Raw genomic sequence first — 16834 nt, 5'->3', positions numbered from 1 at the left:
TTTCTCCCGGAGGAACTACATGGCAAGAGACAATATCCGCAATTTCTGCATCATTGCACACATTGACCACGGCAAATCCACCCTGTCGGACCGTATTCTGGAGCTGACCAAGAGTGTGGACGAGCGCACCATGGAAGACCAGATTTTGGACAACATGGACATTGAGCGCGAGCGCGGCATCACCATCAAGGCCCGCGCTGTCACCATGAACTATACCGCCAAGGACGGCAAGACCTACGAGTTCAACCTCATCGATACCCCGGGCCACGTGGACTTTGCCTACGAGGTCAGCCGCAGTCTGGCCGCCTGCGAGGGTGCCATCCTTGTGGTGGATGCCACCCAGGGCGTGGAAGCTCAGACGCTGGCCAACACCTACATGGCGCTGGAGCATGATCTGGAATTGGTGCCCATCCTGAATAAGATCGACCTGCCCAGCGCTCACCCGGACGAGGTGGCGCAGGAGGTGGAGGACGTGATCGGCCTGCCCTGTCTGGATGCGCCCCGCGTCTCTGCCAAGACCGGCCTGAATGTGGATCAGGTGCTGGAGCGTGTCGTCACCGACATTCCTGCTCCCACCGGCGACCCGGATGCCCCGCTGAAGGCGCTGATCTTCGACAGCATCTACGACAGCTACAAGGGCGTTATCGTCTATATCCGTGTGTTTGAGGGCACCGTGAAGCCCGGCGATACCATCCGCATGATGGCCACCGGCGCGGAGTTCACGCTGGTAGAAGTGGGCCACATGGGTGCTACCAACCTTTCTCCCTGTGCCCAGCTGCAGGCTGGTGAGGTCGGCTATCTGACCGCCAGCATCAAGACCGTGCAGGACACCCGCGTGGGCGATACCGTCACGCTGGCCAATAATCCCACCGCCGAAGCACTGCCCGGCTACCGTCAGGTCAAGCCTATGGTGTTCTGCGGCATCTACCCCGCCGACGGTGCCAAGTACCCCGACCTGAAGGATGCACTGGAAAAGCTGCAGCTGAACGACGCCTCCCTCACCTTTGAGCTGGAGACCAGCGCCGCGCTGGGCTTCGGTTTCCGCTGCGGCTTCCTTGGCCTGCTGCACATGGAGATCATCACCGAGCGTCTGGAACGGGAATTTGATCTGGATATCATCACCACCACCCCCAGCGTGCGCTACCGCATTACCCTGACCGACGGCACTGTGGAGATGATCGACAATCCTTCCAGCTACCCCGACCCCTCCAACATCGTCAAGCAGGAAGAGCCTTTTGTGGATGTGCACCTGTACACCCCCAACGACTATGTGGGCGGCCTGATGGATCTGTGCCAGAACAAGCGCGGCGTGCTGATCGACATGAAGTATCTGGACGATGTGCGCGTTGATCTGCACTATGCTCTGCCGCTGGGCGAGATCGTGTACGACTTCTTTGATGCCATCAAGAGCCGCAGCCGGGGCTACGCCAGCTACGATTACGAGTTTAAGGAGTACCGCGAGAGCGACCTTGTCAAGCTGGACTTCCTGCTCAATGGCGACCCTGTGGACGCGCTGTCCATGATCGTGTTCCGCGATAATGCCTATGCCAAGGGCCGCCGCATCTGCGAAAAGCTGCGGGATAACATCCCCCGCAACCTGTTCGAGATCCCGGTACAGGCTGCCATCGGCGGCAAGATCATTGCCCGTGAAACGGTCAAGGCCATGCGCAAGGACGTGCTTGCCAAGTGCTACGGCGGCGACATCTCCCGCAAAAAGAAGCTGCTGGAAAAGCAGAAGGAAGGCAAAAAGAAGATGCGTCAGCTGGGCAGCGTTTCCCTGCCCAGTGAAGCCTTTACCGCTGTGCTCAAGCTGGACAGCGACGACGATTAAACTTTATAGATCAAAGAGAACCCGCGCTCTGGTAGGCTGCAATGCACCCAGCGCGCGGGTTCTATCTGTTTTTTCACAATCTCAGTTTACAACAAAAAATGAGATAGGCACCCCCTTTCGGGGAAACCTATCTCATTTTTTGTTGGGACTATTTTGCAACAGTTCCTTTACGTTGGGGCGTTAGGGGGCCGCTTACAGTCTCTTGACTGCTCTTTTCCGATTTGCTTCTGCCCGGATTATACATGATTTCAGTGCGAAAGTCATCGAAACCTGCGCGAAACGTTCTTGAATCTGCGTGAACGAATCATCTGGGCAGCAAAAAAGCCCCGGAAAGGCTGTCTGGGTGCCTTCCGGGGCTGCTGTGAAAGATGACTGCATCGTAATACTTTTCAGTCAAAAAGTACTACTGATACACTGCTTCGAGGGCTTTCTCACTCACTTTTCTGCTTCAGGCGGGCGTATTCGGCATCGGCCTGAATGGCTGCAGAGGTGAAGCTGTTGTTGTTCCACCAGCTGATCAGCGCGGCCACGGTGGTGATGCCGGCGGTCACCAGCTGTTCCACAGTCTGGCTCTCAATGGGCAGCATAGGTTTGCCCAGAGCGCTCAGCACCTGATTGGTCAGGGCAAGCAGCAGCACAGCGGTGCGGGCGATGGTGGCGGCAGAAATTTTACCAAAGTTCATATCAATTCCTCACTTTCTCATTTTGTTCAAGGTCAGCGATGCGGTGGTTGGCCACCTTCATCTGTTCTTCTAAAATCGGTACGCGGCGGGCAAAATTGTTATGCTCGCGCACCTCGCGGGTCAGCTCTTCGAGCTTGGTGTCGGTCACGGCCTGACTGCGGCTGTTGGCGATCAGCACGCCGATCAGGGTCACGGCCCCGGCAATGACAGCGGATAAGATCGTTTCCATTCCGTTCACCGCCTTTACCCGGCCCACCGGCTTTTTGCTTTGCGCACATCCACATGGACAAAGCCTTTTGCGGGGTAGCGGCCGATGCCGCCGGTGCCGGGCAGCAGGGTCTCGGCGTAGGCGGCAAGCTGCTCTACCGGCACACCGGACACCCGGATATCCGCGGCACGGCCATACTGATGCTGGCTGTAAACCGCTCCGCCCACAGCCCTGTTGTGTGCAGCGGTGCGGTAGCCGCTGGTAATGACCACCGGTGCGCCAAAATGGTCACGGATGGCCTGCAGCACCTGCACCAGTTCGCTGTCCACAAACAAAGGGTCGGTGCCGTCTTTGCAGGCAAATTCCTTTGCGCGGAAGCTGCGGCTCAGCAGCGTTTCGCCATCCCTTGTGCAGGAGTAAACATTAAGCATGGCCGTCCTCCTGCAGCAGCGCTGCCACGGCATCCCTTAGCCGGGCGGGCACATCCTCCAGCGTTTTGATGCCCTTGCGGATCAGGGCCGCATAGATCCTTGCCATTACACACCACCTCCTTCGTACAGTTCACACAGGGCCAGCTGCAGGTCGGTCAGCTGGCAGGTCAGGCTGGCGATCGTCTCGGGCAGACGGGCTGCTTCCTCGGCCTGCTGGCGCTCTTTTTCCCGCGCGGCCAATTCTTCTTCCGTATAGCGGATGTATCTCTGCACCGGCACCTGTTCGGTCCATGTGGCCTGCGCAGGCACGCCCGGCATGTCGATGACCTTCCGCACATCCCTGCCGCCGCCGGGATACTCCGTTACGGTCTCGTAGTGGCTCACTTCCTCCACGCCTTCCACGGCGGGGTGCTCCACTGGCTCGGTGTCGCCCACCAGATACCCAAGCGTCAGGTCAGGGGTCTCAATGGCTGCACCGTTCTCGTCAATGATCTTCATGGTTCAAAACCTCCTTTCTCAGGCCACGCGCCGCCAGATGTGCACATAGTAGGCGGCAGGCTGCACGGTGGCGCTGCGGCCGTAGATGGCATTAGACTTGGATGCATCCAGACTGAACTTATATACATCAGAAAAGGAATTGTATTCGCCCGTAGATGCGATCACGTTGCCGGCAGTGAATGCGCCGGATACCTTATGTTCACCCTTTTTTACATCCGAGACAAAAGAGCCTGTGATGTTCGGCAGTCCGGCCTTTACTGTGGTGCCCGCTGCGTGGCTGCTGCTGGCACCCATCAGCACGCGCTCCGATGCGATCTGCTCCCATGTGCCGCCAAACAGGGCGGCAGGGCTGGTGGGGGCGGTGCTCTGGTAGATGCTGCCCACCGGGTAGGCAGCGGAGCTGGGTGCGGCCAGCAAAGCATCGACATCTTCCTTTGTATAATAGGAAGAAAAATCGGCACCGAAGGTGCGCAGGGCGTTTGCCTTTTCGGCAGCGGTCCATTCCCCGGCGGCTGCGGCGGTGGTCAGAGCCTTCTTCACGCCATAAGGCAGCAGGGCTGCGGTCAGCGGCAGAAGTGCATCCGTCATGCTGTCCAGCTGTTCGCGGGCAGCTGGTGCGATGATCAGGGTTCCGTCGCTGCGCACGTTGATGCCGCAGGCGGGGTCCACCCGCACTGCGCCGGGGGCCGAAGCCGTGGGCACCGTGCTGCTGCGCAGATAGGGCGACAGATCCGGCATGGCGGCAGTATCGGTCAACACGGCCCCGGTGTTGGGGTCCACACTCAGCACCCGAAGCAGCTGGCCGGAGACCGGAACTGCCGGGCAGGGAAGCGCCCCCACATCCTGCGCCGTCAGTTTTACGATGCCGCTTTTGCCGTTCACGCTCACTACCTGACCGTCGGTAGGCACAAGCTCCTCTGCCCGTGCGGCAGCAGCCTCGGCACGGGCTGCACAGCGGGATGCAGCGGCACTGTCGGCGCTGGTGCGCTGTGCCGCGGTCTGGGCCTGTGCCGCATTGGATGCCGTGCTTGCAGCACTGGCTGCGGCACGCTGCGCGGCGGTGGAAGCGGTACTGGCACTTTCCAGCACACGCGCCACGAACTGCTCATACTGCGAGGGCGGCAGCTCTTCCGCGCCGCCGTCGGTGGGCAGGATAGCGTAGGTGTCGTAGCTGCCGGGCCGGGTATAGGCGGCGTAGCCGCTGGCATCGATGGCTGCCAGCATCCACTGTCCGCCGGTGCTTCCGGTCAGGCGGCGGTCCACGGTGACGCAGTGCTGCGTGTCCAGTGAGACCGGTGCCAGCAGGGTGCCGTCGCTGCGGCGCAGGTAGAGCGCAACGGTGCACCCGGCCCATGCTTCCGGCAGCGTGAAGCACAGCTCGTCCACACCGGCAGCGTTCTGTGCACCGAGGTGCAGGCGGTGCGGCTGGGACAGAAATTCAGTGCCGCCGCACTGCCTTTGAATGATCTTGATGTTCACTTGAAAACCTTCCTTTCTGTTTTTTGTTTGATTGTACAGCCGCTGCCCGGCAGCTGCCAGTGTGGTCTTTTGCTGCACAAATTTCTGTGCTTCGGCATTTTGCCGGAAGGCGCTTTTCATGGGTAATTCGCACAGTTCTTTGTGGGTGAAAAATGGGATGAAAAAGAGGTGGCTTCGTACGGAAAACCAGCGATTTTTGGCCGCTTGCCGCATGGGAAAACGAACCCAAAAGTGCAGTTTCCGGTGCAAAAAGTCCAAAATAAATGTTAAAAATTCGTGAACAAAACACCCCGGAAAACAGGTCGAAAATCGGAAGGAAATAACCGAAAAAACAATATTTTGGAGAAAACAATGTTAAAGTTGCACAAAAAACAACGTCAAAAAACTAACAAAGTATGAGAAGGTGATTTGACAAATGGCCATTGGACTGGTAAAATAAGAGCCGCTCAACGGAACCAACAGACGTTGCAGCGTTTAAAAATTATCTGGATGAAGTAAAAAGCCGTCTTATATACGGCGCGGCGCGGGCAGATGGGGTCCGGGCCGGGAGGGTAACTGCACCCTCCGCAGCGGAGTCCAAATTGTATACGATGCTCGATTTTACCAAAAAGAGGGCATCGTATTTGATTGTGGGGCCAGATGGCATCTGCCCGCCCCGCAGTCCGGGCGGCCGGGGCATGAAAAACATGTCCGCAGCCGCAGCCAATTTTGAAAAGAGAGGAGTTGTCTCGTATCGCTTCCGTAAAATTGAAGAAAGCATTGTCTGACTGCAAGCATGCAGTCTCTCCCCGTGTGCTGGCGTTTTGTGTCATGGTCGTGTGCCTTGTGGCTACACTCAGTGTGACCGCTGCGAATCTGCGGCTGACCTACGTCACAGACTCCAATGGTGCCCGGCAGGTGATCCTCACCTCCGAGACCGACCCTGCACAGGTTATGAACCTTTCCGGCATCCAGTCCGAAGAGGGCGATCAGGTCTATTACACGGCCTACAGCGGCAATCTTGCCGCCCTGAACATTGAGCGCGCATTCTCCGTCAGCATCACTGCCGACGGTCAGGAGTACCCCGTCAAAATGGTGTTCGGCACCGTGGCGGATGCCCTGAAGCGTGCCGGTATCACCCTGGAGGGTGACGACTACACCGAGCCTGCTCTGGACCAGCTGGTGAGCGCAGGTTCCACCATCACGGTGCACCGCGTGGACTACACCGACCGTGTGGAGACGCAGGCCATCCCCTACGATACCGAGTACGTCTACACCAGCCTGTATTTCCGCAACACCGGCCGCGCCACCACGGTGCGCCATGGTGCGGAAGGCCAGCAGACCATCACCACCCGCGACCGCTATGTGGACGGCGAGCTGGAAAACAGCATCGTGGTGGATTCCACCACCACTGTGGAGCCGACCAACCACATCGTAAAGACCTATGGCGCAGGCGCGCCGGTCTCCCCGCTGACCGGCCCGGACGGCACCACCAATGCACCCGCCTCTTACAGCAAGGTGCTCACCGGCAAGGCCACCGGCTACTATTCCAAGACCGGCAAGGGTTCTTCCGGTCTGGGTCTGGGCTACGGCACTGTGGCTGTGGACCCGGATGTGATCCCCTACGGCACCAAGCTGTATATCACCTCCACCGACGGCAAGTTCGTGTACGGCTATGCGGTGGCTACCGATACCGGCATTGCCGTGCAGAAGGGCCAGATCCTTGTGGACCTGTTCTACGAGACCTACGCCGAGAGCGTGATCAATGGAGCCATTCAGGTGAACGTCTACGTGGTGGGCTGAGCAGGCTGAAAAGAACCGGGGAAACCGGAACTGAAAATTTTCAACAGAAACAGAGAGCTTCTGTACACCTTCCCTTTGGGAGGGTGCGCAGAGGCTCTTTTTTATTGTCAGATTGGCAGGATTCACCATAAAATTTGTAAAAATTTAGCGGGTATGTATATAAGAGAAAAATATCAATGAAAAGATTATGGTAAATTTTACAGTAAAATGCGGCGAAACTCTTGAAAAACAGACCGAAATTCTTTAATATAAAAGGGTAAAAAGCTACAGGTGCGCTTTGTGCATCTGTACGGGGAGGAGCAGTCTATGAAACCGACCGAGGAGAAGATCCAGAGCAATGCATCGGACCTGCCGGTGTATCTGTTTAAACAGGGCAATAACTGTGAAGCATACCGCTACTTTGGCGCACACATGGAAACGCGTGCCGGTGAAGCAGGTGTGGTGTTCCGCGTGTGGGCACCCCATGCTGTAGCCATCAGCGTGGTGGGCGACTTTAACAGCTGGAAGCCGGGCAGCCACCCGATGCGCAAGGTGGATGGCGATTCCGTATGGGAATTGTTCATCCCGGGCATGAAGGAATATGATGTTTATAAATACTGCGTGACCACCCGCGCAGGTGATCTGGTCTATAAGGCTGATCCCTATGCGTTCCACGCCGAGACCCGCCCGTCCAACGGCAGCAAGGTCTACGATATCAGTGGTTTTGCGTGGCACGATGATGCATGGCAGGCAGCACAGAAAAAGGCTGATGTGATCAACAGCCCGATGAATATTTACGAGATGCACGCCGGCAGCTGGAAGATGAAGGAGGGCGGCAAGCCCTACAATTATTCCGAGCTGGCAGACGAGCTGATCCCGTATATCACAGAGATGGGCTATACCCATGTGGAACTGCTGCCGGTCATGGAATATCCGTTTGACGGCAGCTGGGGCTATCAGGTCACCGGCTATTTTGCGCCCACCAGCCGCTACGGCACCCCCAAGGACCTGATGGCCTTTGTGGATAAGCTCCATGCCGCCGGCATCGGTGTGATCATGGACTGGGTGCCTGCTCACTTCCCGAAGGATCAGTTCGGCCTGTACAACTTTGATGGCGAAGCCTGCTACGAGGACCCAAATCCGAAGCGCGGCGAACATAAGGAGTGGGGCACCATGGTGTTCGACTTCGGCCGCAGCGAGGTGCAGAGCTTCCTGATCTCCAGCGCACTGTATTGGCTGGAGCAGTACCATATCGACGGTCTGCGCGTGGACGCGGTGGCATCCATGCTGTATCTGGACTATAACCGCAAGCAGGGCGAGTGGGAGCCGAACAAGGACGGCGGCAAGGAAAATCTGGAGGCTGTTGCTTTCCTGCGCAAGCTGAACGACACCGTGCTGGGCCGTCACCCCCACAAGTACATGATCGCGGAAGAGTCCACTGCATGGCCCATGGTCACAAAGCCTGCTTCGGACGGCGGCCTTGGCTTCAACTTCAAGTGGAACATGGGCTGGATGAACGATATGCTCAGCTACATGAAGACCGACCCGCTCTTCCGTTCCGGCAACCACAACAAGGTCACCTTCAGCTTCTTCTACGCCTTCAGCGAGAACTTTGTGCTGCCCATCAGCCACGATGAGGTGGTGCACGGCAAGGGCAGCCTGATCAACAAGATGCCCGGCGAGTACGACGCCAAGTTTGCAAACCTGCGCACCTTCTTTGGCTACATGATGGCCCACCCGGGCAAGAAGCTGCTGTTCATGGGTCAGGAGTTCGGCCAGTTCGCTGAGTGGAACGAGACAAAGCCGCTGGACTGGATGCTGCTGGGCTACGATAAGCACACCGAGCTGCAGACCTACGTCAAGACCCTGAACGCCTTCTACAAGGAGCATCCCGCCTTCTGGCAGGTGGATTACAGCTGGGAGGGCTTCCAGTGGATCGTGCCGGATGACTCGCAGCAGAGCGTCATCGCCTTCCTGCGCAAGGACACCTCCGGCAAGCAGATCCTTGTGGTGTGCAACTTCAACCCCGTCCTGCGCGAGGGCTACACGCTGGGCGCACCGGTGGCAGGCTCCTACAAGGAGATCCTGAACAGCGACGATGCAGAGTTCGGCGGTTCCGGCGCAGTCCACAACAAGGCCGTGCGCACCCACAAAAAGCCGATGCACGGCTTTGAGCAGAGCATCACGATCACCCTGCCGCCCATGAGCACCCTGTATTTTGAAGTGCCCGCCAAGCGCACCCGCAAGGCCGCAGCGGACAAGACCGATAAGGCGGGAAAAAAGACTGCAGCCAAAAAGACAAAGACCGTTGCGGAGAAAGCTGCAGCAAAGGTGGTAAAGAAGCCGGGCCGCAAGCCCAAGGCAGAAGCTGCCGCTGCAGAGGAAAAGCCGGTGAAAAAGACCGCCCGCAAGGCAAAGGTTGAGCCGGAAAAGGCCGAGGAAGCACCCAAAAAGCGCGGACGCAAGCCCAAGGCAGAGGCAGAACCCAAGGCGGAAAAAGCACCCGCAAAACGCACCCGCAAACCGAAGGAGCCCAAGGAATGACCCGGCTCTTCGGCCGACCCATACCGCACATGTTGACGCTCATTTCCGAACAACGGAAATGTTAATGTTAAAGGGGAGAATAAAGCTATGGCAAAAGAAATTGTGGCAATGATCCTTGCCGGTGGACGTGGCTCGCGCTTGTACGCGCTGACACAGAAAACGGCAAAACCCGCAGTGTCCTTCGGCGGTAAGTACCGCATCGTGGACTTCCCGCTGTCCAACTGCGTGAACTCCAACATCGACACCGTTGGCATCGCGACCCAGTATCAGCCCCAGAAGCTGAACGAGTACATCGGCAACGGCCAGCCCTGGGATCTGGATCGTCTGCACGGCGGCGTGCACACCCTGCCGCCCTACGAGCAGGCAAAGGGCACCGACTGGTACAAGGGCACTGCAAACGCCATCTACCAGAACATCGGCTTCATCGACAGCTACGATCCCGAGTATGTGATCATCCTGTCCGGCGACCAGATCTGCAAGCAGGACTATGCCGACTTCCTGCGCTTCCACAAGGAAAAGGGCGCAGAGTTCTCTGTGGCTGTTATGGAAGTGGACTGGAAGGAAGCTTCCCGCTTCGGCCTGATGGTGGCTGACGAGAACGACCGCATCACTGAGTTCCAGGAGAAGCCCCCGGTACCCAAGTCCAATCTGGCTTCCATGGGCATCTACATCTTCAACTGGGATGTGCTGAAGAAGTATCTGGAAGAGGACGAAGCAGACCCCAACTCCAAGAACGACTTTGGCATGAACATCATCCCCGCCCTGCTGCGCGACGGCCGCAAGATGTACGCCTACCGCTTTGCCGGCTACTGGCGTGACGTGGGCACGATCGACAGCCTGTGGGAAGCCAACATGGAAGTGCTGGACCCCGAAAACTCCGGCATCGATATCTTCGACGAGAAGTGGAAGATCTACAGCCGCAACCCGGTCCTGCCTCCGCAGAAGATCGGCCCCCGCGCTGTGGTGCAGGATTCCCTCGTCACGGAGGGCTGCAAGATCTACGGCAATGTGCATCACTCTGTGCTGAGCGCAGGCGTTGTTGTGGAAGAGGGCGCTACTGTTGAGGACGCAGTCCTGATGGACGGCGTTGTGGTCAAGGCTGGTGCTGTTGTCAAGCGCTGCATCCTGGCGGAGGATGTTGTGGTCGGTGCAGGTGCACGAGTGGGCGGCGATGGCCCCATTGCCCATGTGGGCACCGGCCTGACCGTCGGCGCAGGCGCAACCGTCAAGGAAGGTGCCAAAGTCTTTGAATCCGTCAAGGAGGGTATGGAAGTATGCTGAGCCAGAACACCAATGCGTTGGGTATTATTTTCCCCAACAGTTATGATAATACCGTCCCCGAGCTGGTGACCGAGCGCGCAATGGCTTCGATCCCCTTCGCGGGCCGCTACCGTATGGTGGACTTTGTTCTGTCCAGCATGGCAAACTGCGGTATCTCCAATGTCTCCATCGTGGTGCGCAAGAACTACCACTCCCTGATGGATCATCTGGGCACTGGTCGTGAGTGGGATATGGCCCGCCGTCACGGCGGCCTGAACATCGTGCCGCCTTTCGCTGAGAAGGGCGTGCGCATCTATTCCGGCCGTGTGGAAGCTCTGGGCTCCATCATGAACTTCCTGGAGAACCAGAAGGAAAAGTACGTGGTTATGAGCGACGCCAATGTTGCCCTGAACTACGACTTCAACGCCCTGCTGGCTGCCCATCAGGCAAGCGGTGCCGATGTGACCGTTGCTTACCAGAAGACCGAGATCCCCGAGGGCCGCAAGAATGACAACTACACCCTGACCGTTGATGCTGATGGCCGTGTGACCGAGCTGCTGTTCAACGATTACCGCCCCGGCGTGCAGAACCTTGACTTGAACATCTATGTTCTGGAGCGCGAGACCCTGCTCAAGCTGGTCCGGGATGCGACCTCCCGCGGCCTGATCTACTTCGAGCGCGATATTCTGGCCCACAATGTCAACATCCTGAACATCCACGCTCTGGAGTACACCGGCTATGTGGCACATGTCTGTGACATGAAGAGCTACTTCGACGAGAACCTCAAGCTGACCGATGACGAGAATCTGGAAAAGCTGTTCCCCAAGAAGAGCCCGGTCTACACCAAGATCCGCGACGACAACCCCACCCGCTATGTGCCGGGCTGCAAGGTGACCGATTCCATTCTGGCCGACGGCTGCGTCATCGAGGGCACGGTGGAGAACTGTGTGCTGTTCCGCGGCGTCAAGGTCAAGAAGGGTGCCGTCGTCAAGAACTGCGTGCTGATGCAGGATACGGTGGTGGAAGCCAATGCCGAGCTGGACTGCGTTGTTACCGATAAGAACGTGAAGATCACCGCCGGCAAGAAGCTGTCCGGCACCGAGAGCTTCCCGGTGTACGTACAGAAGAAGCACACCGTCTGATTTTACTGAGTTATCCATAGGGGCGGCTTCCTCCCCGGTAGCCCCTCTTGAGAGGGGCGGGGGCATCTGTGTGCCCCCGCCTGCTCTTTTGTAAAAATGGTTCGTGCTGCCTGCAAGGGCGGTGGGGGAGAACGAAAATATCCCACTATATGGAAGGAGCGATCCTATGAGAATCCTGTATGCTGCTTCGGAAGCTGCACCCTTTGCAAAGTCCGGCGGTCTGGCCGACGTTGCGGGTGCCCTGCCCAAGGCTCTGGTCAAGGACGGCGTGGATGCCCGCGTCATTATGCCCCTGTACGGCGATTTGAAGTTCCGTGATACGCTGGAGTACGTGACCAATTATTCCGTCCCCGTGGGCTGGCGCAGCCAGTACTGCGGCCTGTTCAAGACCGAGCGGAACGGCGTGACCTACTACTTCCTGGACAACGAGTATTACTTCAAGCGCCGCGGCCTGTACGGCTTCTACGATGACGGCGAGCGTTTCGCCTTCTTCTCCCGCGCCGTTTTAGAGACTTTGTTCTACATCGATTTCACCCCCGATATCATCAACTGCAACGACTGGCAGACCGCTCTGGTGCCGGTGTACCTGAACCTGTACTATCGCCATCTGGATAAGTTCAACCGCATCAAGACCATCTTCACCATCCATAATATCGCTTATCAGGGCAAGTACGGCACCGACATTCTGGAGGATACCTGCGGCATCGGCCGCCGTGACCAGCACATCGTAGAGTACGACGGCTGCGCAAACTTCATGAAGGGTGCTTTCGAGACTGCCGATAAGATCACCACTGTCAGCCCCACCTATGCCATGGAAATCCTCGACCCGTGGTTCAGCTATGGTCTGGACGCTCTGCTGCGCGAGAAGCAGTACAAGCTGTGCGGCATCCTGAACGGCATCGATACCGATTCCAACGATCCCGCTACGGATAAGAACATCCCCTTCAACTACGACATCACCAACTTTGAAGAGGGCAAGGCAAAGTGCAAGGAAGCCCTGCAGGATAAGTTCGGCCTGAACAAGGATGGCAGCCCCGTCTTTGCCATGGTCAGCCGCATGGTCGGCATGAAGGGCTTTGATCTGGTGCAGAGCATCGCCGATGGTCTGGTGGACCGCGGCATCGAGCTGGTCGTTCTGGGCAGCGGCGAGAGCCAGTACGAGAACTTCTTCTCCGACCTGTGCGCACGCCATCCGGGCCGCGTAGGCACCTACATCGGCTTCGAACCGGCCCTGTCGCAGGAGATCTACGCAGGCGCAGATGCCTTCATCATGCCTTCCAAGAGCGAACCCTGCGGTCTGGCACAGATGGTGGCCTGCCGCTACGGCACGCCTCCCATCGTCCGCGAGACCGGCGGTCTGCGCGACTCCATCCACGACAGCACCATGGGCGAGGGCAACGGCTTCACCTTTGCGGGCTACAATGCCCACGAGCTGTATGTGGCCTGCTGCAACGCACAGAATGCTTACTATGACAAGGAGAACTGGAAGAACCTCGTGCATCACTGCATGGAGTGCGATTTCAGCTGGGATGTCTCCGCCAAGAGCTATGAGGGCCTGTACAATGAGACGGCAAACCTCTGGTAATATCCTGAAAACTGCATAACGGCTGCCGCCCGGTTCCCAAAGAGCCGGGCGGCTTTTTTGTGTGACCCTCTCAGCTTCGCTTCGCTCAGCAGCTCCCCCGGAAGGGGGAGCTTTATTTGTGCTGCCCGAAAGATGCATAAAAGCTCGCCCTTCGGGAGAGCTGGCGCGTCAGCGCCTGAGAGGGCTCGCCCGTTTTTTGCATTCTGCACAACAAATCCATCAAACTTTTGGTATTGATGCGCCCGCAGACGCACAAACTCCATACAGGGCGTACAGTTACGGCATTAGTTTGAACAAACTATGAAATTTTACTAGAAAATAGTGGAAAATTGATTGAAAAAACAGCCGGTTTGAATTATACTATCGTTATAAGATTTTTTGCTGATTGCAAATCCTTGGCAAAGAATCCAGAATCTGGCTTTTGCAAAGGCACATCACACAGGGAGGAAACGCAGGTTGAAGGGCTGGTATAAGGCACTGGAGGATCTTGTCTGGCTGACCCAGCTGGGCCTGAATATGCTGCTGCCGCTGGTCATGTGTCTGGGCGGTGCATGGTGGGCGGTGAACAACTGGAGCTGGCCGGAATGGGTGTTCCTGCCGGCCATCCTGCTGGGGCTTGCTGCCGGGGCACAGAACTTCTGGTATTTTGCAAAGGAACACATGGACCGCACCAAAAAGGAAAAACCAAAGCGGGTGGGGTTCAACTCGCATCAGTAAACTTAACAGGAGGTTTCCCTTTATGAAACTGCAGCCGGAATCCAAAAAGGAGCTGACCCGCATCGCCTGCGGCACGGCCATCTGTACCGCCGTCATGTGGGTGATCTTTGCAGCTCTGCACCTGGTTGGCTGGGTGAAATTTGATTACACTGTTGTTCTGGGCAGTCTCATCGGCGCGGCCGTGGCCATCGGCAACTTTGCGGGCATCTGCCTCGTGTGCCAGAAGGTCATCGACGAGCAGGATGAGAAACGGCGCAAAGCGACATTGCAGGCTTCCTACAATGTCCGGATGCTTTTGCAGGCGGTGTGGATCATCGTTGCCATCGGGGCACCGGTGTTCCAGCCGTTTGCCGGTGTTCTGCCCCTGCTTTTCCCGCGCGTTACGATCTACTACCTGCAAATAACCGGCAAGTACAAGCCTCTTGCACCGGCCGGGCCTTCGGTGGACGTCTCTGTGGAGGACGACCCCGAACCCGCACCGGAGCCGGAAGCTGAACCCCGTGACGAAGGGGGTGAAACGTAACAAATGGAACTGAACGGCGCAAAGATCCTGTATACCATCCATACGGACATCCCCCTGCTGGGTGATTTCAAGATCTCCCAGACCTTAGTCAGCACCTGGATCGTCATGGCGCTGCTTTCGGGTCTTGCCATCTGGCTGGGCAGCAACCTCAAGCTGGAAAATGTCTCAAAGCGGCAGGCCGCCGCCGAGTTCATCGTAGAACGGCTGGACCAGTTCGTGCACGACAACATGGGCTATCACTTTGATAAGTATATCCCGCTCATCGGCGCGATCTTCGCTCTGAGCATCGGCTGCAACCTCATCAGTGTCATCGGCCTGTGGAGCCCCACAGCCGACCTGAACACCGAGGCGGCGTGGGCCATTGTGGTGTTCGTGCTGATCATGTACTACAAGATCAAGACCAACGGCATCCTTTCCTACCTGAAAGGTCTTTTGGACCCCATCTTCATCATGGCACCCATCAATGTGCTGTCGGAGGTTTCCACCCCCGTCAGTATGGCGTTCCGTCACTTTGGCAACATCTTGTCCGGTACGGTCATTTCCACACTGCTGTACTGGGCGCTGGCAAGCCTGAGCCACGTCATTTTCGGCTGGCTGCCGGGTGCCTTGAGTCAGATCCAGCTGTTCCAGATCGGCATTCCGGCCTTTACGGGCCTGTATTTCGACTGGTTCGGCGGCTGCATTCAGGCGTTCATCTTCTGCACCCTGACCGCAATTTTCATCAAACGTGCTGCCGGTGAGGACTAAGCCCTCACAACGGCATCTCCCAAAACAAAAAACTTTTTTGGAGGACAAATCTTATGACTGACTTTCAGTACCTCGCTCGTGGTATCGCTCTGGCAGGCTGCGGCATCGGCGCAGGCTGCGCACTGATCGCAGGTATCGGCCCCGGTATCGGCGAAGGCAACGCAGCAGCTGCTGCCTGTGAAGCTGTGGGCCGTCAGCCCGAGTGCAAGAGCGACGTTACCAGCACCCTGATCCTGGGCGTTGCACTTTCCGAGACCACCGGTATTTACGGCTTCGTCACCGGCCTGCTGCTGATCTTCCTGGCACCCGGTATGTTCATGAAGTTCCTGGCATAAGCGGAACCTTTTACAAAATAACGAAAGGAGACGCTTATGGAACTGTACCAGGCGTTGATCACGCTGGACGGCTGGACCTTTCTGGCCCAGATCTGCAACCTGATGATCCAGCTGTTCATCTTCAAAAAGTTCCTGCTGAATCCGGTCAAAAACGTGATCGCAGAGCGCAAGGCGAAGGCAGACAGCCAGATCGCCGATGCCACCAAGCTGCGCACCGAAGCCGAAGCCATGAAGGCAGAGTACGAGCAGAACCTGCAGAATGCCCGCACCGAGGCCAACGAGATCGTTGCCAATGCGCAGAAGACGGCCACCGCCCGCGGCGAAGAGATCGTGGGCGAGGCCCGCGCGCAGGCTGCTGCCCTCAAGCAGAAGGCCGAAGCCGACATTGCGCAGGAGCGCAAGAAGGCCGTGAACGAGGTCAAGGACGAGATCGGCGACATCGCCATGGAGATCGCCTCCAAGGTGGTGGAGCGTGAGATCAGCGAGAAGGACCACAAGGATCTGATCGACGAATTTATCAAAAATGTGGGTGAAGCATCATGACCGAGACTGCAAGGATGTACGGCGGAAGCCTGTACGATCTGGCGGCGGAGGAAGGGCTGGAGGCCCGCATTCTGGGTGAGCTGGACGAAGCCGTGGCGCTTTTTAAGGCGAACCCGGACTACCTGCATCTGCTCAGCACCCCCAGCATCCCGAAAAGAGAGCGCTGCGGCCTGCTGGATGAAGCACTGCGGGATCAGGTCCACCTCTATGTGCTGAACTTTTTGAAGATCCTGTGCGAGAAGGGCACCCTGCGAGAGCTGTCCGGCTGTGCACGGGCTTACCGTGTGCGCTACAATCAGGCACACGGCATTCTGGAAGCAACGGCGACCACTGCAGTGGCAATGACGGAGCAGCAGGCAAAGAGCCTGCACGAAAAGCTGGAAAAGCTCACCGGCAAGACCATCGACCTGAAAACAAAGGTCGATCCGGCAGTGCTGGGCGGCATCCGGCTGGATATCGAAGGCACCGAGCTGGACGGCACGGTGCAGAACCGTCTGGCGGCCCTGCGCAGGGACATTGCTTCCGTGACACTGTGATCGAATTTCCA

Annotated in this window: 18 protein-coding genes; 12 read left to right on the top strand and 6 right to left on the bottom strand. The window is 57.6% G+C overall.

Annotation, left to right across the window (positions count from 1 at the left end; all coding sequences use genetic code 11):
* Nucleotides 1-19 precede the first annotated feature (19 nt).
* The gene (gene lepA / locus ACGHP1_RS14130; protein ID WP_291012936.1) at nt 20-1831 is read left to right on the top strand and encodes a translation elongation factor 4; all 1812 of its coding nucleotides are present in this window, start codon (nt 20-22) and stop codon (nt 1829-1831) included.
* 431 nt (nt 1832-2262) lie between these two features.
* Here the strand turns inward: lepA and ACGHP1_RS14125 are convergent, their stop codons facing one another.
* From ACGHP1_RS14125 to ACGHP1_RS14100, 6 genes are read right to left on the bottom strand one after another with little or no spacing between them, the layout of a single operon-like run.
* On the bottom strand, nt 2263-2514 hold the full coding sequence (locus tag ACGHP1_RS14125; RefSeq protein WP_005938144.1) for a phage holin: 252 nt from the start codon (nt 2512-2514) through the stop codon (nt 2263-2265).
* A 1-nt stretch (nt 2515) separates the two neighbouring features.
* A complete protein-coding gene (locus ACGHP1_RS14120) occupies nt 2516-2743 on the bottom strand; it encodes a hypothetical protein (protein WP_044953283.1) in 228 nt (75 codons plus the stop codon).
* Between the two features lie 14 nt (nt 2744-2757).
* Nucleotides 2758-3153 (bottom strand): YcbK family protein, encoded by a 396-nt coding sequence (locus ACGHP1_RS14115; protein WP_390509710.1) that lies wholly within the window; start codon nt 3151-3153, stop codon nt 2758-2760.
* Nucleotides 3146-3259 (bottom strand): CD1375 family protein, encoded by a 114-nt coding sequence (locus tag ACGHP1_RS14110; protein WP_263287078.1) that lies wholly within the window; start codon nt 3257-3259, stop codon nt 3146-3148. Before ACGHP1_RS14110 ends, ACGHP1_RS14115 begins: the two co-directional genes overlap by 8 nt.
* Nucleotides 3259-3651, bottom strand: a complete 393-nt coding sequence (locus tag ACGHP1_RS14105) for a hypothetical protein (protein ID WP_390509708.1) — start codon at nt 3649-3651, stop codon at nt 3259-3261. Before ACGHP1_RS14105 ends, ACGHP1_RS14110 begins: the two co-directional genes overlap by 1 nt.
* A gap of 18 nt (nt 3652-3669) precedes the next feature.
* The gene (locus ACGHP1_RS14100) at nt 3670-5130 is read right to left on the bottom strand and encodes a phage baseplate protein (RefSeq protein WP_390509707.1); all 1461 of its coding nucleotides are present in this window, start codon (nt 5128-5130) and stop codon (nt 3670-3672) included.
* Nucleotides 5131-5889: 759 nt separating this feature from the next.
* On the opposite strand from ACGHP1_RS14100, the gene ACGHP1_RS14095 reads away from it, so the two are divergent.
* The 11 genes from ACGHP1_RS14095 to atpH all read left to right on the top strand — a co-directional run bounded on the left by ACGHP1_RS14095 (nt 5890) and on the right by atpH (nt 16823).
* Entirely contained in the window at nt 5890-6912 is a 1023-nt protein-coding gene (locus ACGHP1_RS14095; RefSeq protein WP_390509706.1) for a ubiquitin-like domain-containing protein, read from the top strand.
* A 306-nt stretch (nt 6913-7218) separates the two neighbouring features.
* Nucleotides 7219-9435, top strand: coding sequence for a 1,4-alpha-glucan branching protein GlgB (gene glgB, locus ACGHP1_RS14090; RefSeq protein ID WP_390509705.1), 2217 nt, complete (start codon nt 7219-7221; stop codon nt 9433-9435).
* 87 nt (nt 9436-9522) lie between these two features.
* Entirely contained in the window at nt 9523-10716 is a 1194-nt protein-coding gene (locus tag ACGHP1_RS14085; protein ID WP_005938116.1) for a glucose-1-phosphate adenylyltransferase, read from the top strand.
* Nucleotides 10710-11837, top strand: a complete 1128-nt coding sequence (gene glgD, locus ACGHP1_RS14080) for a glucose-1-phosphate adenylyltransferase subunit GlgD (RefSeq protein ID WP_005938113.1) — start codon at nt 10710-10712, stop codon at nt 11835-11837. Before ACGHP1_RS14085 ends, glgD begins: the two co-directional genes overlap by 7 nt.
* Nucleotides 11838-12003: 166 nt before the next feature.
* A complete protein-coding gene (locus tag ACGHP1_RS14075) occupies nt 12004-13422 on the top strand; it encodes a glycogen synthase (RefSeq protein ID WP_154256295.1) in 1419 nt (472 codons plus the stop codon).
* Nucleotides 13423-13878: 456 nt separating this feature from the next.
* Complete coding sequence (locus ACGHP1_RS14070; protein WP_044953278.1) at nt 13879-14139, top strand: AtpZ/AtpI family protein; 261 nt, start codon at nt 13879-13881, stop codon at nt 14137-14139.
* A gap of 22 nt (nt 14140-14161) precedes the next feature.
* The gene (locus ACGHP1_RS14065; protein ID WP_005938105.1) at nt 14162-14662 is read left to right on the top strand and encodes an ATP synthase subunit I; all 501 of its coding nucleotides are present in this window, start codon (nt 14162-14164) and stop codon (nt 14660-14662) included.
* 3 nt (nt 14663-14665) lie between these two features.
* Nucleotides 14666-15409 (top strand): F0F1 ATP synthase subunit A, encoded by a 744-nt coding sequence (locus ACGHP1_RS14060; protein WP_154259627.1) that lies wholly within the window; start codon nt 14666-14668, stop codon nt 15407-15409.
* A 53-nt stretch (nt 15410-15462) separates the two neighbouring features.
* The gene (gene atpE, locus ACGHP1_RS14055; protein WP_005930278.1) at nt 15463-15744 is read left to right on the top strand and encodes an ATP synthase F0 subunit C; all 282 of its coding nucleotides are present in this window, start codon (nt 15463-15465) and stop codon (nt 15742-15744) included.
* Between the two features lie 36 nt (nt 15745-15780).
* Entirely contained in the window at nt 15781-16287 is a 507-nt protein-coding gene (gene atpF, locus ACGHP1_RS14050; protein ID WP_390509703.1) for a F0F1 ATP synthase subunit B, read from the top strand.
* Nucleotides 16284-16823, top strand: a complete 540-nt coding sequence (gene atpH / locus ACGHP1_RS14045; RefSeq protein ID WP_097781253.1) for an ATP synthase F1 subunit delta — start codon at nt 16284-16286, stop codon at nt 16821-16823. The genes atpF and atpH overlap by 4 nt, the downstream gene beginning before the upstream one ends.
* Nucleotides 16824-16834: the final 11 nt, after the last annotated feature.

The sequence above is a fragment of the Faecalibacterium sp. i21-0019-B1 genome (assembly GCF_042852915.1).
Taxonomy (GTDB): Bacteria; Bacillota; Clostridia; order Oscillospirales; family Ruminococcaceae; genus Faecalibacterium; species Faecalibacterium taiwanense.
Note: the sequence above shows the minus strand (reverse complement) of the source record. Positions and strands in the feature narration are given on the sequence as shown.